Source organism: Janthinobacterium foliorum, from assembly GCF_978021625.1.
The window spans coordinates 884681-902440 of the sequence record NZ_CDXDQE010000001.1; the positions used below are offsets into that span (position 1 = coordinate 884681).

The window sequence follows — 17760 nt, forward strand, 5'->3', positions numbered from 1 at the left end:
AAATGGCGTCGAACGCCGCCGGCCAGTCCGGCGCGGCCGGCAAGCGTCATCACTGTGCCAGCTTAGCTCTGGCATATTGCCAGATAACTACCCAGTACCTTTTCCATGCCCAGCTCGAGGCATTCGACCACCAGCGCATGCCCGATCGACACTTCCAGAATGCCGGGGATCTGCAGGAAACGCGGCAGATTGTGCAAATCGAGGTCGTGCCCCGCATTCACGCCCAGCCCCAGGGCCTGCGCCCGGCCTGCCGCCTGTGCATATAGGGCAAACACGGCGTCCTCCCGTGCACTGCCCTGGCTTTCGGCAAACCGCTCCGTGTAGAGCTCGATCCGCTCCGCTCCCACTTCGCGGGCCCATTCCAGCGCCGGATAATCGGCATCGACAAACAGGCTGGCGCGAATGCCGAGATCTTTCAATTCTGCAATGACGGGGCGCAGCAGTGCTGCATGCCGTTCAATGTCCCAGCCGTGGTCGGACGTCAGTTGCCCCGGCAAGTCAGGCACCAGGGTACATTGCGCAGGTCGTGCGCTCTTGACGACCTGCAAAAATTCCGCCGTCGGATAGCCCTCCACATTCAGCTCGCGCCCCCGCTCCACGCACAGGCGCTGCAACGCAGCCACGTCGTCGTAGCGCGCATGACGCTGGTCCGGGCGCGGGTGCAAGGTAATGCCAGCGGCGCCCAGGTCGAGAAAGCGCGCAGAAAAGGCTTGCAGATCGGGAAAGTTGCGACCGCGCGAATTGCGCAGCAGGGCGATTTTATTGACGTTGACGGAGAGTTGGGTCATGAATGAGTGAAGTGAATAAGGCATTGATCAGTGTGAAAGGGATTGTAGCTGATCGCATGGGGACGCCAATCGAACTCATCAGTACGTGCTACCATGCACGATGGATTCACTGCTTTCACAACACGCCATGAAGTACAACCTGTTTCTGTTTGACCTGGACGATACCCTGCTCGATTTCCGAGCATCCGAAAAGCGCTCGTTCCTGCACACCATGCACACCCTGGGCCTGCGCGACGGCATCGATGCCCTGTTCACGCGCTACCAGGAAATCAATGTCGACCTGTGGAAGCGTTTCGAGCTGGGCACGGTGAGCAAGGACTTCCTCAAGGTGGAGCGCTTCCGCAAGTCCTTCCAGGAAAACGCCATCGACCTGGACCCGGAACTGGCCAGCCGTTTATATCTGGAATCTCTGCCCGACACGGTCGTGCTCATCGATGGCGCCGAGCACGTGTGCGCGGCCCTGTCGGCCATCGGCGAAGTGGGCATCATCACCAACGGCGTCGAAGCCATCCAGAACCGCCGCATCGCCGCATCCGGCCTGAGCGACTACATTTCCTTCGTCGCCACCTCGGAAGCCTGCGGCCACGCCAAGCCGGACGTGCGGTTCTTCGAATACGCCGCCAACATGGCCCGCGCATGCGGCAAGGACAGCACCATCATCGTCGGCGACAGGCTGGACGCCGACATCCTCGGTGCCAACCGCTACGGCATCGACAGCTGCTGGTTCAATCCGGACCGCTTGGCGAACACGTCGGCAGCCGTTCCCACTTATGAGGTGGCCAGCCTGCACGATATCGTGCCTGCGCTGAGCGCGATGCAAGTCAACCTGAAACAGGCTTGATCCACGACAAGCGTGCCATGGAAACTCGCGGGAAGACGTGCAACTGCGGCCAGCTTCCCGCGTACCATCAAGACGGCGCACCTTGAAGCGAGCCCATGCCGAACTTTACTGATACTGATCGGGCCATTGCTGCTGTTATTTGCCATGCTGGCCACGCGCCGGACGGCCAAGTCCCGCACATCGCTGCGGCTGCACAGAAAGCCCGCCATGACGTCGCGCGCACAGCAGCTGTTCCACCTGCCGCAAGCGGCGTTGCCAGAATGCACGGTGCTGGCGCAAGTGGCGTTTTCCGCCCGGGTGACAGGAAAAGGTTGGGCGACGCGCAATCGTTCCGACCGCAAGGTGGCCGATTTTGTCCTGTAGAGCCAGCAACTGCGCGTCATCGCCGTGATCGAACTCGACGACCTTAGCCACGCCGGCCGCGAACGCCAGGACAGGGCGCGCGATGCCATGCTCAAGCTGGGCGGCTACGTGATCTTGCGCTATGCCACCTTTCCCGCGCGGCTCGCACTGCGCAGCGATATCGAGCAATTGCTGACGCAAAAAACCGGCGCCCTGCCCCGCTGATTGCACGTCACCACCTCAATCGCGCGTCAGCACCTCCAGCAATGTAATCTCAAAGGTCAAGTCGGCATGCGGCGGAATCAAACCCACCTGCCGCTCGCCATACGCCAGCGCCGCCGGCACCCACAGCTTGCGCGTGCCCCCCACCTGCATGCCTTGCAAGCCCAGAATCCAGCCCTGGATGACCTTGTTATTGCTCAACACACAGCGAAAAGGCTCGCCCCGCTTGTGCGACGAGTCGAATTCCGTGCCATCCTCCAGCCAGCCCCGGTAATGGGCAGTGATCAACGCGCCGCGCGCCGCCGCCTTGCCATCGCCCACCACGCTATCTTCAATCTTCACTTCCGCCGTCATCTCGCATTACCCTCCATCAAATCACGATGCCGCGATTGTACGACAGCATGAAAAAAGCCCCGGCAGTGGCCCGCCGGGGCTTGTTCTATACCTGCAAAATTCTGGTGGGCCTCCCGTGAGTCGAACACGGCACCAACGGATTATGAGTCCCTAAGACTAGGCTGCAATAGACCTGCTTTATCCATAAAATCAATGGCTTACACAAACCAACCCAGCATTATCTATGCATTGAACAGCTATGCCGTTGACAGTTAGTTGACGCCCTACGGAAGCCTGTATGGCCGACAAAGAAAGATCAACAATCATCGCTTATGAGTTTTTCCCGCCAAGGCACCCCGCTCAGAATCCAAGGACGACGCAGCAAGACCACGCGCAAAAGACTCATGAGTCCGCGTCATGTACTTGCTAACGTTTTCCATATTTTTTTGAGACAGAAACGACCCAGAAGCTGACTTGGAAGCTTGCGAAAGGACTGATGCTGCGTGTGACCTGGATGCCTGTGCAACTACCGATCCCGCAAGTGACTTGGAAGCTTGGGCAAGTGCTGATCCTCCATGTGACTTGGATGCCTGAGCAACTACCGTTCCCGCAAGTGACTTGGAAGCCTGGGCAAATGCAGATCCTGCATGTGACTTGGATGCCTGTGCAACTACCGATCCCGCAAGTGACTTGGAGGCGTGGGCAAGAGCCGATCCTGCAACTGGCTTGGAAGTAACAGAAGTGCCTTTAACGCTATTGGCCTTAAATGCCGGTTTCGATTTCATGATCACCTCCCACTCCAATTCACAATATACCAAATAAGGGCAATACGTCACCCGTCAAGGCGCGACAGATTTTGCCAATCTAACAATTTTCTTACCTTTCGTCACTTCCTTGACGAAGCCAGCAGATTGATAGCGAGCCACAAGCGCGGAGACAGGGGAGTCTATAGCCGCTTCCCTACACCCCAAAGTAAGAGCAAGGACTTCCAAAAAGCGAGTCGCGATTAGAATGACCTTTCCACCTAGCGGGTTCCCTGTTGGGTTGCCTTCCAATAGATGTATGGTTGCCACGACACGACGGTCACTGATGCGCCCCAGTGCAAGCCCGCAGAGCGTATCACCCACCCAAATCGCCAACTCAAGTCTCCTTGAACGGCGACCAAATCGCCGCGCTTCTTTGTACCAATCCCAACCGGGCACATGAGCCAGCCTCCCAACATCACTATACGCCGCGCGCCAGACTTCAGTCGCAGCCAACGCAACGTGATCGATTTCCATCAACCTGACTTCAAGTCCTGTTAGATGCCGGACCTCTGGCTCCAAGGTCGCCATCGCGACCAGTCGCGCCTCACGGTACTTTTCCTCGGATTCGGCTCGACTCTTAGACTTCATATGCGTCATACATTGCCATTAATCAACATGAATGGAAATTCTAACGCACAACCTAGAGCATTTCGGGCTATTTCCGGCAAGCAGCCGTCCTCAACAGAAAATAACTGTATATTCATCCAGCAAAAGCAGTAAAATCCAACAGTCACATCCGTAGCTCTTGCATTCATCCATCTATTAGAAGGAGTAAGAACATGGTAAATAAGGTAACTGCCCCAAAAATCGCCACCAAGGCTTCAGGACTACTTAACAGTTCATCAACTGGAAAGAACACAAAAGCAGCGGCCGGAAGCGCTCTAGCTCAAGTTTCCCCAGCAAAAGTGACATCCGCAAAAGCAGCTACGGCCGCCTCACAGGTCCTGCGCGATGGCCGCACAAGCGCAGCGGCAAAAAGTGCAGCTGGCTCCACGCTAGCTCAGCGGGCGAAAAAGTAACAAGACACCAGCAGTAGGATCAGTATCGAGCACCAAACCGTCTCCGACGGCCCTACCGGGGGTCTCTCGCTTGCGAGGCGGCGGGGGCAGGGGTGAGTCCCCCCTGCCCCACCTAGAGCGTGGATCACTGCGAAGGCGTCAAGGGGCTTTCGCGGCATATCCTCGCCGATGAACCTGGCTGCGGTATTCCACGTCCCCTTGACCCCTTCTACGCTCTTTGCTAGGAGACGGAGCTACGACAACCTTCAGGGGGTGACCAAAGCCTCCGCCAGCATCTATCTTGAATCTGAACCGCCAAGACTAACACCAAATCCGTCTTCGAGTGCGACGACAGATGTACCGAGGAATTTTCACGCATAAACACTCAGATCGCTAGAGCCGCTCGGGTTTGCCCCTGAAGGGCAACTCGACTTCAGCGCCAACAGCCAAGAATATAATCATGCGCGCAAGAATATAATCATGCGCGCAACCCGAGTCGGCGCAACTCAAATTTCAAGGCGACCTGCTGGCCTGACATCAAAACATGCTCTCCTTCGCGCCAATCGCCACAATACACATCGTCAGCATTTACACCAGCGGCGTGTAGCTCATGAGCCAGGTCAAGCAAATCGGAGCGCTCGATCCAACGCCCATCTTCCATCTTGGCGGCGAAACCGGCATCAGTCAGGCGAACATATGTTTTCATTATTTTCCCTTTGATCATTGGTACGGGGCAACGATTCCCCATCGCCTTGCTCGCTTCGGTGTCAGTGCCGACAGCTAGGTATTAGCGACTTTTCACGGCAAATTCTCGTTGATAAAACCGGTCAATGCCTTCAAAGTTTCCTGACGGACGAAGCCCAAAATATGTACGCATAAACACTCAGAAGTCGAGTGCGCGTCGTGATTGAGCCGAGTTGCCATCCTCACTTAGTTGAGCCATTACCCCGTTCAACCATCCATGATAATCCCAGAATCGCAACAACATACGGCGATGAAACGCTCGTTCATCAGCCTGTTGCAGCTGTTGCAAATCGCAACACAATTTACCCTAGTCTTCTAAAACCTTTGCAGATACCACGAGCACTAGATCGGTCTGAGTCTTGCTGTCCGACCCAGCGGACCAGGATGCAGGCAGGAAACTCAACCCGGATTTCGATTCCGACGACTGGGTATCCTGCAATCCTCCCAGCAGCATTACGTCACCATCTTTAAGACCTACGGTGGTGGTCAACTGGCGCAGGATGAGTGTCGGAGACCCGACAAGCCCGCTACTATTTTCTTTAAAGCTACTGATCTGCGCGTCCACGTCCAGGCTAATTTCTCCACTCCCCAAGACGCGAGGCAAGGCGTCAATGATGACCCCGGACGGCGTATACACGATGTTTTGAACCCGATTGCCTGCATTGTCGTTGCCACTACTGGAAACAGTGGCCGTCTTGTCACCCACCGTCAATTTAAGCTTGGTCCTGTCATAGCCAACAAGACGGCTGTTCGTAACCTGTTTGAAACGGGTATCGCTGTTCAGTGCATTGATGACCAGCTCAAAGCGTGTGTTCTTCAGACTGATGACCGAACCCGAATTAGTTGTACCGAGCGAGGCTCCCAGCTTGGCCCCCAGAAAGGAAGCCGCCAATGAAATGCCACGGCCAGAGCCGCTGCTGTTAGTGACTTCAATCCACGATGCCGAGACGTCGACCATCTTGGCGTGGGTGTCGAGACTGCGGCACAACGAAAGCATCTTGGAAACAGCTGCTTTAGAGCCAGTAAGCACCACTAATTCGCCAGCGACGGTGGCAGCCTTAGCACCGAAACCAGCGGCGACAACTGCGCTCACAAATTCGCTGGTCCGGTGAATGGGCGCAAAAAGTTCCGATTCTTCGTCTTCTTTCCGCGTTTGAAAACCTGCGGCATCTTGCACCACGCGACCATCGATGCCAATGGGCGCTATTTGCGGGCTAGTGGGGCTCAATGCCTGACCAGCCGAGTGCGCAGGTAGCTGCTGGCTCGCAATGACATCCTGTGGGCCGCTCTCACGGTTCAGCGACAGGTAGTAGATACCGCCCTTGAGCGTCGTCGCAATTCCTTCGCGCAGCAGCAGGTCTTCAACGAAGCGTGGTAGCTCGGCGACGTCGATGTTCTTTACTTTGATCGTAATTCGTTTGTCGATTCCGATAACGTCGGGTGATACCACGAAGTCCCGATGCATGATCGCCTTAAACATAGCTTCGCCGAACGCCATCAGCGGCGTGGCATCGAAGCTCAATGAAACCGGAGCCGGAGCAGGTGCGGCGAACGCCAAGACCGGGGCAAGGATCAGGGAGGACAGGAAGCGTCTCATTGCGCACCTCCTCTGACCCACAGCCCTGTCTCGATTTCAGCCTCCCAGCCGCTGGCACCAGACTTGAAGTGCAGCGGCGATACAACACGGCCATCGGAAAGAACCACGCTCACCGAACCGGAATTAGTGAGAAACCCTTTGCCGGTAACGGTCTCGGAGAACTTGGCAGGCTTGGCAGCATCGGCCACGGCGGCAGAGGGGGTGAAAAACATCGGTCCAAGTACATGAGAGCCTACGCCCCCGAGTACGAGGCCAAATATTAGAGCGATTGCGAGAAACTTGGTCATGTGCTTGTGCGGTGGTTTGGGAGGAGTCGGGCGGACTGCGAGAAGTTCGTAGTCCTGGGGAATACGTACAGGGCCAACGAAGCCAGGACGGATGCCGGTGCGTGACTGCAAGTGCCAGCTAGGCAGCAAGCAATGGATAGCATGCGGGTAGCTGTCCGAGAAAACTTGTGTGGTGTTATAGGCCCGGTTCAGGTCATCACCCCGGAAGTGCCAGCGGTCGGCTACGACGCCATCCGGAGAGCAACCGAGGCGCACCACGCCGATATGCATGCGAGGCAGTGAGCCGTCGCTGAAGCCTGCCGTGATCAGCTTGAAGGCGGCCGAAACAAACGGCACTTTCATCCGGTCGAGGCGGCTCATGCGCACCACGTACTCGAACAGGCTGTCACGCAACTGCTTGTCAATCTGGCTGATGTTCTGGCAGATGAAGTACACATCCCATCCGTACTTACGTGCATGGATCGCCCACTCCAACAGCTCCTTACGTCCGCCAGCTTGGAAGTCCCGGCTATTCAACCAGGACGCGCATTCGTCGAGGAATAGCGCCCCGTTGTGCGACTCATCGAAACCGGGGAGAAGCTGCGGCGCGGGCGGCGTGTACTCGAACCCCTTGGCGGAGTATTTGAGCACAGGCTCGAAGTCGATGAAGCGGTTGCCTGAGCCGATGGCGTACAGGTCCGCCGACGTGGGTTTATCCGGCACGCGAATAACGGTCTGCTTCGACTGCCCCGGCATCATATGCTCCATGAACACGTCACAGTTTGTCGCAACGCGCTTGCCAGCGCGCAGGTAATCGCGCAACAGTTTCATTGCGCCCTTGCCCTTGCCGCTTCCGAGCTTTCCGGTGATTGCGTAGACGGCCATGTCACGGTCTCCAATAGCGCTTAGACGAGAACAAGCCGAAAATAAAACCGACAATCAAGCCAGACAAAAAGACCAGAAAGAATTTTAAAATTATCATCATTTATCCAAAGTGAGTTTCTTGTAGATGTAAAGCTGACACGCCTTTAGACGGACATATAGCGGCGCGCCAGCTCGTAGAGACGAACATGTCAAATCAGCTTGTCGAGGATGGTTTTCTTGTACGTGTATAGGGCGCATGCTGCCCACACGCTGCAATAAACGCTGGCGAGCGTGTACGTGACCGGGTTGAATGCAAGCGACAAGCCCACTGCGAAGTTAGGGTGAGACTGGCTAATGCCTTGAATGACGGGACCGCAAACAACGTTTGCGCAGACCTGGCCAGCGGCCCACAGCGCGGCGACCATCGCCGTTAGCGTGGTGACTGCCCAAACGCGCATCCCAACTTTGGCGGTGTTCTCGAAGCCGAGATAACCAATAAGAGTTGCCCACATGATGATGCTCCTAATTGACGGCCAGTGCGGCCCGAATTTGCTGGACACAGCCCAGCAGACAGAAGAAAGCCAAGACGCCATTAATGAACGTCTGAAAAGTGGCAAGCGGGGAGCAAATGTCCATCATCACAGCACCACTACCATTGGGGCCGTCGATCATGGGATTGACGCAGGCCGCAGTTGGAATTCTCGGTACAAACGACCAAGTGAAACGGTTCGATGCAACATTTATCTGCGACTGAGAATAAGTATTCCAAGAGCCGATATTGTCCGTGTTCGATTTCGTGTAATCGGTTGTGGCTTGATCGGCAGGTGCAGTGACTTGACAGCGAGGCTGCGAAGAGCCACCACATGCCGTGCTAGTGGTCTGCGCATTGGCCGAGGCTGTCACTGCAAGGCCTACGACAGACAAACCCAGCATTAGGAAAGGAAATCGTCTCATGATCAATCCCGAATGGCAGATTGAATTTGGTTAACACAGCCGTAAACACACAGCACACCAAGCACCGCGTTGATAAAGAACGAGAGACGGTCGAACCAGACGCAAATATCCATGCTCACGGTCACGTTGCCTATCGGACTTTTGAGCGATGGGTTTTTACAGGCTGCCGTGGGTATCGAGGGAATGAAAGACCAGTTGAACTGACTTGAGCTAATCGCATCAAGCTTACCTTTCATGCCTGTGTCGGCAGTCCGGTTGGCGGCGTTGGTATCACTGGACTTGACACTAGTGGCATCGTCGCGTGCAAACTCAACGCTGCACGCGCTTTGACCGGGGCCACCACAACCCAAGCCGTTGTCGGGTTTCTCGGGAGGCGTAATGTTGACGTGAACGATGACATAGCCCCCGGTCCCAGGATCGTACACTCCGGTGTCGAGGCCCGTCTTGCTGCCATCCGACTTGGTAATGCTAATGTCGAAACCGTCTCCAGCATTGGCCCCCACTTCAATAGACTGCGAGCCGTCTTGGGATGTAAGCGTCAGATCCGTGGTGTCGGTCAACCCATCACATGCCGGGTTGGCCTTGTCCGTCATGAATGCCTTAGACGCCGGATCGAACAGAACCTCGCAGGTGGTGTCAGCGGGTTTCTTGACCTTGGTGGCGTCGGTAAGGCCGCACTGATAGTTACCACTAATGTCCTGGCCTCGATCCACATAGCCTGGATCGCAGACCAGCGTCACATTCGTGGCCTGATCGTAAAGGTAGGCGATGCTCACATACCGCATCGTCCCGGAGCAACACTCAATAGCTGCGGTATTGATGTACTTATAGCCGTTGAACTGGCCGAGATAGTTCTCGGTGGCCCGCAGAGGCGCAAGACAATCTGTCTTGGCCGCGCAGGTGGTGTGTATGGCGATGAACGGAATAGCCTTTGGCTGAGCCGGTGTCTTCTGCGGCACGACTTCGATACCGGTCACAGGACCGCCACGGGCCACGGAACCATTGTATTGCGCAATCTGAATGGCCGGGTCAACGCCAGCGGCTCCAACGTTGGACTCACGCGGGGCCTGGGTCAGTACGCCGATATCGCCAGGACCTACTGGAACGCCAGGGATACCCTGCGCGCTGGACGGCGGTCCCTTACCCGACGCGGCAATGATGGGCTTCGGCGTCACATCGCGCTTGCCACTACCTGGGGCCGGGTCGGAGAACTTCTTTGGATCAGGATTTTCTCGTTTTGCATCAGGCTTAAGACTAACGGTGATAGCTGGCTTGGGAGCCTGTGCGGCAGGCATCGATGGAGGCTTGTTATTACACATACTCGTATTGATACTTCCAAACTTATTGCACTCATACCACATAAGTGCAGATATCGAGCCAGTCACCCCGGCAACAATATCGCTGATGAGAATAGAACCGTACGTGATCTCTAAAAGCCAGCCCGCAATCAATGGAACAATCGCCTGAGACCGGATTGGCACGAACGCAAGCGTGGCAGATACAAATAGGATGACGACAGTTTTCTTGAACGATGCCATGGAGTGGATGCCATATAAAACGGCCAGGTGATTAAACGCTGGCCGCAAGGTAAATCGGGAAGAAGATTAGCCAGCTTTACCAAACGCTTTCTTCATCATCTTGATGCCCCAGAAGCCCCCCGCAACCAACACGGCGACCGCGAAAGCAGCAGTGATATAAGTTTGCGCCTGCGCGGACAGCGCAGTAATGGCCTCAACGCCCGGATCGCCAGCTGCGAAGGCTGCACCGGTAGCGGCCATTGCGGAAGCGGCTACCATCGCCTGTTTGATGATTACGTTCATGTGTGACTCTCTAAAAAAATGCCGTTAATAAAACCCCGGTTTGGCAACACCGGGGAGTGCTACGATAAATTTACTGTAGTAAAACAAGGGTTCAATCAAGAGCCTCAATAGCTTGACGTGCAATACGTCTAATCGCGCCACCCGCGTATCCCAAGCCGAATGCGGTAAGACAGTAGCCAACAGCTTGATAAATGGTCATTTGTGATCAACGATCCGATGAATAACGTACTTAGCGAGGTACACAAAGGCGACGAAAAGTGAGGTCAATAGCAGAACCGGCCAAATAGATTCAAGAAGAATTTTCACTTGCCCCCCTCTCTGCACCGCACTTTAGACGCCAACTTGCGCTCATAACAAAAAATGAAAAATGTAAATTTGTAAAGAATCACACCAAGAAAGCCAGCAATCCAAGAAAATGTGATCTGAGCAACAATAAAGCTGTTGAACCAATCAACATCAGTGGTAATCATCGTCATAACATCAACTCTCCAATCGAAATAAAAAATAGGAGAGAAATTGCACAAATCACCGGCATAAATTTCGGCGAATACATTTCACAATACTTCTTGTCATGTATTTCCTGAGCCAATTTCCTTTCCTGTACTGGAAGAGAATCAATACGCTCCTGTTGAAATACAATTTTTAAATGACTAAAATTGAATGCACCAAAAAATCCAGCAAATCCCGACCACAATATATTGATGCCCATTAAGCTATATAAGGCTTCAAGTTCAACGGTGCTTATCGTCATCGTTGCCCCCCGGCAATCCAGCCCAAGGAGAAGATGACGACTACTGCAATAGCCAAGACAAATTCAGGCGTTACTGCATCCACTTACACACCTCCGCGCATAAGACCTGCGACACAAAATATCCTTCGTGACAGTTCACAGAGGCGGTATCGCAAGCCTCGTCATACCCGTCAAACTGTCCGGCTTCATGAAGCCAACGGGTAAAGCCTACGTCGCCCTGGACAGGAAGCAAAAAACATCCCGACTCTTCATCTTGGACTACGAACTTAACCGCAACCTCATGCGGCAACATGTTTGGCACCCGGCGTAGCTGCCTTGGCTGCCTCAACCGGACGCAGCGAATGAATTACAGTTTTTTGGAGCTTGCCGTTCGTGACGATTTCCATTTCGGCCAACGCCATGAAAGGAAACGCATCGGCGAGGTGCTTGTATTTTTGGTACTCGTCTGCTTTACCGAGGCCGTACTCTGCGCAAGCAGTTCCCATGGCAGAGTCCTTGCTGTTGTCCAGCGCAGTCTCGACATACACTTTGGTGCTGTCGTAAGACTGGCCGTTCTCCATTGTTCCTTTGCTGAACTTCATGCCGGTGACTTTGAGTGTTGAGCTAAATTTCATTGGATATCCTTAGTTTCTTGGCCTATGCAAAACCGTTCGCCCCGTTAGGCCGGAAGACGGGGACGGATTTAATAAAAATAAATTCGGGGATGTTTACCGGTGTTTCCTTATGCATTGGAACCGGTCCACTATCAGCAAAACTGAGAAACGGTTTAAGTCGCTTTGGAAAGGCGTTTTCGTCCTCATTGGTAATAAAATCGAGCGTTTCCTTGTCTCCGAACAACGCCCGAAAAACACGTATATATTTTCCGAACTGGCGCTTTGTAATCGCAATGGAGTCCTCAATCGTAATGCTCTGAGCGCGGGCCTTAACAACCAACCGCACTGGGGTCTGCCTGCTGTCAAACTGTGCCAAACATGGATATAGCCCAACAAAGACACTACTTGGATTCAGTAAAACTGCCATGTCTATGATGGTGTTATTATTTTTCAACTCAGCTTCAGCACGCCCCCACAGAGATGACTTGTCACCTTCTTTTTTACCTTTTTCGTAAAAACGGAAATACTTGCTCGAAGTACGCTGACCAATTGTGAGCGTACGGCCCTTGCCACTAGGACGGTCCCAATTTCCAAGCTTCTGAATTTCAGGCGGGCGACCACCTTTTCTAAAGTTAAAACCGCCATCCTTCCACTGTTGATAAGCCCAATCTACGGATAGGTATGAGCCGTCAAAATCATCATGTGCGAGGTCTATACGAGAGATCGACGGACGTACAGCTACCTGCGTTAGGAAGTCATACAGACGCTTCTCCCAACCTGGGATTGCATTCATACAACCCTGGCCCGAAAGCATGATCAACATGGTTCTGTTTTGCTTTCCGAAGCCGACAAACCCCATACCATCGCCAAGTACCCACGAATCTGTATAGAAATTTAGCCTCTGACCACGATGCGTTGTAACGCCAAAACCAAAAATCTTTTCGAAATGACGACTGGCCTCTTCTAGGTATTCCTCGTCACTAATCAGTGTTCGTCCAGCAGTCTTTGACCAGGTATCTTCTGATAACGTGAAATTCATCCAATCGATTACGCAGCATTGAGCTGACGATGGACGACGAACCAGCAAAGTCTTCGTTTCGCCTTTGCCAGCCAAAACTAGCTTCACTTCTCCGAAATCTTCATCACAGACGCTTTCCCAAGAGTCAGAATAGGCGCCTTCTAAGTTTTCCCCCATGTTATTAATGGGGGAGCATTCGGTGGCGCTTACATGCGCTATTTTCGGCACTAACCCGGCGTTTCCGGCAATCGCGCTGCTCCGCACCGGCAGCGCTGGCGCGCTGTCGGCACGGTCAGCGCGACCTGGCGAAGGATCGCCGACGCCATGCATTTGTGAATCAAAGACACGGGATCGCGTCGAACAGCCAGAAGCTTCGGCATAAGGGTTGTAGGTGCGATCAGACGCACGCTTTATCAGAGAATGACGTGGCGGTCTCATGCCTTTGCCTCTTGGTGTGCATTGAAAAAATCGAGAACAAGAGCACGCGTGATCGAACCCAAGTTAGACGAGACGGAACATACCTTCGCCGCCAAAACGCAGGTACTCAAAGCGAGAACTCCTGGGCACGTTGCGCAGCCAAGGTGCGTACGGCCTCCACGTTCACAAAGACACGCTTACCGATTGTTATTTGAGGCCAATAGCCTCGCTCACACTGAGCCTTAAAGACACTCAGAGGCAAGCCGATAGCAGCTGAAAATAACTCTCTGGTCATCAAAGGGACCGGAGGAAATGTGGAATTTTGATGATTCATGTGCATAAAACCTCAAATAGAGTGCAATACACACTCAATAGACGAAGGCTATCACCAATAATGCTTAATTACAACTCTTTTTGGTGCATTACACACTAAACAGGTAAGATTGACATACGCAATGCATTCCTATTGATGCATTAAACACAACAATCGGGGAGTCATATGATCGATACGCTTGCAGGTAGGATGAAATTGATGATTGATGCGCGGGCTGATCGTCGCGGAAAATTTGCGCAGCTCCAAGAGCTAACGGGCATTCCTGCGGAGAATTGGAAGAGCTTCTACTATGACCGCCAACGTCCGAACCCCGACATGATTGAAACAATTTGCCAGGCGTGGCCCGAACACGCCTTATGGCTCACCACGGGAATTACAGACTCCGCGCATGGTCAAATTGGCATTGCCGATGCATATCAGTCAGAAATTAATCTGGCTGAAAAACCAGAACAAATTGCTAGCATGCGGTACATAAAACGCAAGGCGGAAATTTTCAAAAAGATGACAGAAGAGAGTCGAACTACGATCACTAAAGATGAGCTCTCCGAAATCTATGAGTTGCGATGCGCACGTGATACAGAGCGCCTGGGATACCTAACAAGACGTGTCCAGACCAGTGAAGGTGGCATCAAGGGCTATTTCGACTCACGGCTACTACGGCATACTTCATTCAACGAAAATATGGACGGACCTGAAGACGATGGCAATAAGCAAAGCTAATGGTGGCTGGTTAGTAGACATTCAACCAGCTGGAAGGGGCGGGAAGCGCTTTCGAAAAACGCTTAAAACACAAGCGGAGGCCAAGGCACATGAGGCATGGCTAAAGTCCCAAGTAACTCAAAGTGCGGAATGGTTACCCAAGAAGAAGGACTTACGAAAATTATCAGAATTGATCGATCTATGGTATGAGCATCATGGTATAGGTCTAAGTTCTGGACGAGACACCAACCAACGGCTACTTGCAATGGCTGCGGCCATGGGCAATCCTATCGCAAGCTCGTTCTCCGCCAGCATGTTTGCCGAGTACCGAACTCGCCGAATCGAAGCGGGAATTTCGGCGAACAATATGAACCGCGAACACTCATATCTGCGGTCTGTATTCAACGAACTCGAAAGACTCGGCTACTGGAAAGCAGAGAACCCACTTGCCAAACTCCGCCAGTTCAAAATACAGCAAACCGAGCTATCATATTTAACACATGAGCAAATAGCTACGCTTCTTGCGGAACTTCAAACTGCACAAAATCCGCACGTGAACCTAATAACACAAGTCTGCCTATGCACTGGGGCCAGGTGGAGTGAGGCAGAAGAATTACGAACGTCTCAAGTACGGGATGGGCAAATTCAATTCGCGAATACAAAATCTGGCAAGGTGCGCTCAGTTCCAATCTCAGATGAACTTCAAAGCACCCTTAACGATCATTACAAATCCCATGGAACCGGCGCTCGCATATTTGGCTATGCCTACTCAGCGTTTCGAGACGGCCTTGATCGAGCGGGAATCGAACTCCCGGATGGTCAACTTACACATGCCCTCCGCCACTCTTTCGCAAGTCATTTTATGATGAATGGAGGCAATATATTGGTGTTGCAACGTATCCTAGGGCACGCAAGCCTGACAATGACAATGCGCTACGCACATCTGGCCCCAGAGCATTTACAAGAAGCAAAACTGCTCAACCCATTAGCTGCCCTTAAAGCAGCTTGAGTCTCAAACTAGACGTCATCAGAGCTATCGTCAACGCACATCAAAATGATGAGGACATATGCAAGCCCCCCGCCAAACAAGAAATGCCTGTTGACACTTTGTTGACAGTAGAAATACAAAAGGACTTAGGTTTTCACCTAAGTCCTTGATTTAATTGGTGGGCCTCCCGTGAGTCGAACACGGCACCAACGGATTATGAGACACCTCTCCTATCTAAAAAAGACAAAAATGGCATTAAAAAACTTACATCAAAAACACAATATTTTAGAAAATTTCCGCATCAACAATATTTACAGCAACTTCAATTTCCGAACTGCCATTTTTAAAATCTCTCAAATACTTATTCAATTCGTCAAGTTTAAGACTGGCATCAAAATGTATTTCAATGTCTCCACTTAACAAAACGTTCCGTCGCTCACTAATTTCAACCAAGCCGCGCCCATCCATCCCATCGAAACTTAATAATTCAGACCTATTTTTTGGCAAAGCCAAATAAGTTGAATAATCGGTGTAATAACAAATCCACGCATTAGACTTAATCTTCACCGCAACAGAAAAACCCCCAGGAGAAATATACTCGACATCGCCGAATTCCACCACAGAACCATCCCTATATGCCCCATTTATTGAAGCACCAAATACCGGCATACCTAATTTCTCAATTCCAATCATAGTTTCTTCTTCAACATAAATCTCAGAAAAAACATCATCATCGGAAAGAATAAAGTCAGAAAATCTTTTACGTATATCAAAATCCATTAAAAACGCTTTTACGTCTTCAATATCTCTATCAGTCGCATCTAAACGCGCCTTAATAACCTTCACATCTGGATTAGATAAAAATTCTTCAACAGAATCGTATATCTTCAAATCCTTCAATGTAGACAGATAATTCTTAAAAGCCCCATCCTTAACAATAACTATCACATTTTCATTGGATTTCATGAATTCAACGATGCAGTAACCAATTATAGAATCAGGGATATCATCTCTCTTCTTAATAGTTCGAAATGCGCCGCCCCCAGAGAAATAATCATCAAGAACTTTATTAATGTTTGAATCATCAAATTTTAAAATTTCAACTTCATTCTTTGCAGACCAATATTTGAATGTCGCCTCCACCGATGACTTGACACCCTCTTCTGCAGAAGCCAACAATTTTTCAATTTTCTCAAGCTCTAAAGCAATCGGAGACTCTCGCTCAAATCTCTTTCTATACTCTGTCATCGCTCTTTTGGCATTTTGCATCCCAGCGTGCGAATCCGCAACAACCTTCGAAATATACTCGCGCCGCACCAATTCTGGCACTTTTATTTCTACGTCTTTACTCTCAACCATTCTCATTAAAATTTGCATATTTTTTGAGAACAATCCCTCTTGATGCAAAACATTCGTATCCAATATAATTTTCATTTTTTTAACGTATTATTAAACATCACCATCGTTGCACATATAACGGATGAAAAATTAAAGGAAAATTACATACGCACTAAATATGTCTCATTAACACTGGAAGATTAGCCGCGTGCGCTGCGAGGTGCCCAGCTGAAAAATGAGCATAGCGCCTTACCATCTGAGCCGACTGCCAGCCGCCGAGCTCCTGCAATACATGCAATGGTGTTCCGCGTTGAACATGCCAACTTGCCCAAGTATGACGTAAATCATGCCAGCGAAAATCATCAATTTCGCACCGTTTCAGTGCTTTATACCATGCGGCAGTCGTAGCCACCACTACAGGCTCTCCGTTGTACGTGAACACACTTTGGCGATGCCGTCCCTGCTGCAATGATAGAACGCGCATAGCATCGTCATTAAGCGGCACAACGATAGCCTTGCGCGTTTTGCTCTGATCAGGATGAATCCACGCAACACGCCTTAACATATCAATTTGAGACCAACACAACCCTATTACATTGCCCTTTCGCAAACCGGTAGCAAGACTAAACGCTACCATGTAAGCCAAATGCTCAGGAAGCTCGTTTAGCAAGTTAGAAGCCTCATCCTGAGTCAAATAACGTACCCTACGATCCGGCTCCTTTAATAATCGAACTTTTGGAATCGCATCAACCCACTCCCAATCAATACAAGCACGTATAAGCACAGAACGCAGCAAAGCTAACGTCCTATTCACAGTACCATTTCGGACGCCGGTGGCGCGCTTCTTTTTGGCAATAGCGTCTACAACAGAACGATTTATATCGTTTATATCATAACCAGACAAGAGTGGCTCAAGCCATCGAAAAATGCACTTATCAGAATGCAAGGACGCCTTATCCGCCTTTTCGAGCAACCAGCGATCTACCGCATCGCACCAGGTCTTTCCACTCAAAGTTTCCAGTTCTAAGCCAGCAACTACCATCTATG

At 51.7% G+C, this 17760-nt stretch carries 20 protein-coding genes; 5 read left to right on the forward strand and 15 right to left on the reverse strand.

Translation table 11 applies throughout. The features are described from left to right. Positions 1-62: 62 nt before the first annotated feature. Positions 63-788, reverse strand: coding sequence for a pyridoxine 5'-phosphate synthase (locus tag ACZ92H_RS03960; protein WP_465047960.1), 726 nt, complete (start codon positions 786-788; stop codon positions 63-65). A gap of 127 nt (positions 789-915) precedes the next feature. Between ACZ92H_RS03960 and ACZ92H_RS03965 the strand changes: the two genes are divergently transcribed. Genes ACZ92H_RS03965 through ACZ92H_RS03975 form a run of 3 tightly spaced genes read left to right on the forward strand, consistent with a single transcriptional unit; the run spans position 916 to position 2196 of the window. Next, positions 916-1629, forward strand: a complete 714-nt coding sequence (locus tag ACZ92H_RS03965) for a YjjG family noncanonical pyrimidine nucleotidase (protein ID WP_465047959.1) — start codon at positions 916-918, stop codon at positions 1627-1629. 12 nt (positions 1630-1641) lie between these two features. Beyond that, a complete protein-coding gene (locus ACZ92H_RS03970) occupies positions 1642-1992 on the forward strand; it encodes a hypothetical protein (protein ID WP_465047958.1) in 351 nt (116 codons plus the stop codon). Between the two features lie 24 nt (positions 1993-2016). After that, on the forward strand, positions 2017-2196 hold the full coding sequence (locus tag ACZ92H_RS03975) for a DUF559 domain-containing protein (protein WP_465047957.1): 180 nt from the start codon (positions 2017-2019) through the stop codon (positions 2194-2196). A gap of 15 nt (positions 2197-2211) precedes the next feature. Here ACZ92H_RS03975 and ACZ92H_RS03980 read toward each other — a convergent pair whose 3' ends face one another. From ACZ92H_RS03980 to ACZ92H_RS04035, 12 genes are all read right to left on the reverse strand, one after another. Continuing rightward, positions 2212-2547, reverse strand: coding sequence for an FKBP-type peptidyl-prolyl cis-trans isomerase (locus ACZ92H_RS03980; protein WP_131372072.1), 336 nt, complete (start codon positions 2545-2547; stop codon positions 2212-2214). Between the two features lie 818 nt (positions 2548-3365). Next, a complete protein-coding gene (locus ACZ92H_RS03985) occupies positions 3366-3929 on the reverse strand; it encodes a hypothetical protein (RefSeq protein ID WP_331777013.1) in 564 nt (187 codons plus the stop codon). An 879-nt stretch (positions 3930-4808) separates the two neighbouring features. Then, on the reverse strand, positions 4809-5036 hold the full coding sequence (locus ACZ92H_RS03990) for a hypothetical protein (protein ID WP_465047955.1): 228 nt from the start codon (positions 5034-5036) through the stop codon (positions 4809-4811). A gap of 345 nt (positions 5037-5381) precedes the next feature. Beyond that, positions 5382-6671 carry a type II secretion system protein GspD gene (locus ACZ92H_RS03995; protein ID WP_465047954.1) on the reverse strand — a complete coding sequence of 430 codons (1290 nt, stop codon included), beginning with the start codon at positions 6669-6671 and terminating at the stop codon, positions 5382-5384. Next, positions 6668-7822, reverse strand: a complete 1155-nt coding sequence (locus ACZ92H_RS04000) for a zonular occludens toxin domain-containing protein (RefSeq protein WP_465047953.1) — start codon at positions 7820-7822, stop codon at positions 6668-6670. The genes ACZ92H_RS03995 and ACZ92H_RS04000 overlap by 4 nt, the downstream gene beginning before the upstream one ends. 188 nt (positions 7823-8010) lie before the next feature. Then, positions 8011-8313 carry a hypothetical protein gene (locus ACZ92H_RS04005; protein WP_070345888.1) on the reverse strand — a complete coding sequence of 101 codons (303 nt, stop codon included), beginning with the start codon at positions 8311-8313 and terminating at the stop codon, positions 8011-8013. Between the two features lie 10 nt (positions 8314-8323). Further along, a complete protein-coding gene (locus ACZ92H_RS04010) occupies positions 8324-8755 on the reverse strand; it encodes a hypothetical protein (protein WP_465047952.1) in 432 nt (143 codons plus the stop codon). Between the two features lie 2 nt (positions 8756-8757). Beyond that, a complete protein-coding gene (locus ACZ92H_RS04015) occupies positions 8758-10293 on the reverse strand; it encodes a hypothetical protein (protein ID WP_465047951.1) in 1536 nt (511 codons plus the stop codon). Between the two features lie 66 nt (positions 10294-10359). Then, on the reverse strand, positions 10360-10575 hold the full coding sequence (locus ACZ92H_RS04020) for a major coat protein (protein ID WP_436549844.1): 216 nt from the start codon (positions 10573-10575) through the stop codon (positions 10360-10362). A 472-nt stretch (positions 10576-11047) separates the two neighbouring features. Then, entirely contained in the window at positions 11048-11326 is a 279-nt protein-coding gene (locus tag ACZ92H_RS04025) for a hypothetical protein (RefSeq protein WP_465047950.1), read from the reverse strand. Positions 11327-11604: 278 nt separating this feature from the next. Next, positions 11605-11940, reverse strand: a complete 336-nt coding sequence (locus ACZ92H_RS04030) for a hypothetical protein (protein WP_102294180.1) — start codon at positions 11938-11940, stop codon at positions 11605-11607. Positions 11941-11962: 22 nt separating this feature from the next. Next, positions 11963-13375, reverse strand: coding sequence for a replication initiation factor domain-containing protein (locus ACZ92H_RS04035; protein ID WP_465047949.1), 1413 nt, complete (start codon positions 13373-13375; stop codon positions 11963-11965). Positions 13376-13853: 478 nt separating this feature from the next. Here ACZ92H_RS04035 and ACZ92H_RS04040 point away from each other — a divergent pair, with 478 nt between their 5' ends. Further along, positions 13854-14408 carry a hypothetical protein gene (locus ACZ92H_RS04040; RefSeq protein WP_465047948.1) on the forward strand — a complete coding sequence of 185 codons (555 nt, stop codon included), beginning with the start codon at positions 13854-13856 and terminating at the stop codon, positions 14406-14408. Further along, a complete protein-coding gene (locus ACZ92H_RS04045) occupies positions 14389-15396 on the forward strand; it encodes a phage integrase (RefSeq protein WP_465047947.1) in 1008 nt (335 codons plus the stop codon). The genes ACZ92H_RS04040 and ACZ92H_RS04045 overlap by 20 nt, the downstream gene beginning before the upstream one ends. A 264-nt stretch (positions 15397-15660) precedes the next feature. Here ACZ92H_RS04045 and ACZ92H_RS04050 read toward each other — a convergent pair whose 3' ends face one another. Together ACZ92H_RS04050 and ACZ92H_RS04055 are read right to left on the reverse strand one after the other, a co-directional pair. Further along, a complete protein-coding gene (locus ACZ92H_RS04050) occupies positions 15661-16797 on the reverse strand; it encodes a PIN domain-containing protein (RefSeq protein ID WP_465047946.1) in 1137 nt (378 codons plus the stop codon). A gap of 88 nt (positions 16798-16885) precedes the next feature. Continuing rightward, a complete protein-coding gene (locus ACZ92H_RS04055) occupies positions 16886-17755 on the reverse strand; it encodes a tyrosine-type recombinase/integrase (RefSeq protein ID WP_465047945.1) in 870 nt (289 codons plus the stop codon). Positions 17756-17760 lie beyond the last annotated feature (5 nt).

What these genes read in the sequence shown, in the direction of transcription:
- ACZ92H_RS04055 (WP_465047945.1), bottom strand. Translation starts at nt 17,755, where the DNA reads ATGGTAGTTGCTGGCTTAGAACTGGAAACTTTGAGTGGAAAGACCTGG.
- ACZ92H_RS04020 (WP_436549844.1), bottom strand. Translation starts at nt 10,575, where the DNA reads ATGAACGTAATCATCAAACAGGCGATGGTAGCCGCTTCCGCAATGGCC.
- ACZ92H_RS04000 (WP_465047953.1), bottom strand. Translation starts at nt 7,822, where the DNA reads ATGGCCGTCTACGCAATCACCGGAAAGCTCGGAAGCGGCAAGGGCAAG.
- ACZ92H_RS04015 (WP_465047951.1), bottom strand. Translation starts at nt 10,293, where the DNA reads ATGGCATCGTTCAAGAAAACTGTCGTCATCCTATTTGTATCTGCCACG.
- ACZ92H_RS03980 (WP_131372072.1), bottom strand. Translation starts at nt 2,547, where the DNA reads ATGACGGCGGAAGTGAAGATTGAAGATAGCGTGGTGGGCGATGGCAAG.
- ACZ92H_RS04040 (WP_465047948.1), top strand. Translation starts at nt 13,854, where the DNA reads ATGATCGATACGCTTGCAGGTAGGATGAAATTGATGATTGATGCGCGG.
- ACZ92H_RS04025 (WP_465047950.1), bottom strand. Translation starts at nt 11,326, where the DNA reads ATGACGATAAGCACCGTTGAACTTGAAGCCTTATATAGCTTAATGGGC.
- ACZ92H_RS04035 (WP_465047949.1), bottom strand. Translation starts at nt 13,375, where the DNA reads ATGAGACCGCCACGTCATTCTCTGATAAAGCGTGCGTCTGATCGCACC.
- ACZ92H_RS03985 (WP_331777013.1), bottom strand. Translation starts at nt 3,929, where the DNA reads ATGACGCATATGAAGTCTAAGAGTCGAGCCGAATCCGAGGAAAAGTAC.
- ACZ92H_RS04045 (WP_465047947.1), top strand. Translation starts at nt 14,389, where the DNA reads ATGGCAATAAGCAAAGCTAATGGTGGCTGGTTAGTAGACATTCAACCA.
- ACZ92H_RS03990 (WP_465047955.1), bottom strand. Translation starts at nt 5,036, where the DNA reads ATGAAAACATATGTTCGCCTGACTGATGCCGGTTTCGCCGCCAAGATG.
- ACZ92H_RS03960 (WP_465047960.1), bottom strand. Translation starts at nt 788, where the DNA reads ATGACCCAACTCTCCGTCAACGTCAATAAAATCGCCCTGCTGCGCAAT.
- ACZ92H_RS04010 (WP_465047952.1), bottom strand. Translation starts at nt 8,755, where the DNA reads ATGAGACGATTTCCTTTCCTAATGCTGGGTTTGTCTGTCGTAGGCCTT.
- ACZ92H_RS03995 (WP_465047954.1), bottom strand. Translation starts at nt 6,671, where the DNA reads ATGAGACGCTTCCTGTCCTCCCTGATCCTTGCCCCGGTCTTGGCGTTC.
- ACZ92H_RS04030 (WP_102294180.1), bottom strand. Translation starts at nt 11,940, where the DNA reads ATGAAATTTAGCTCAACACTCAAAGTCACCGGCATGAAGTTCAGCAAA.
- ACZ92H_RS04005 (WP_070345888.1), bottom strand. Translation starts at nt 8,313, where the DNA reads ATGTGGGCAACTCTTATTGGTTATCTCGGCTTCGAGAACACCGCCAAA.
- ACZ92H_RS03965 (WP_465047959.1), top strand. Translation starts at nt 916, where the DNA reads ATGAAGTACAACCTGTTTCTGTTTGACCTGGACGATACCCTGCTCGAT.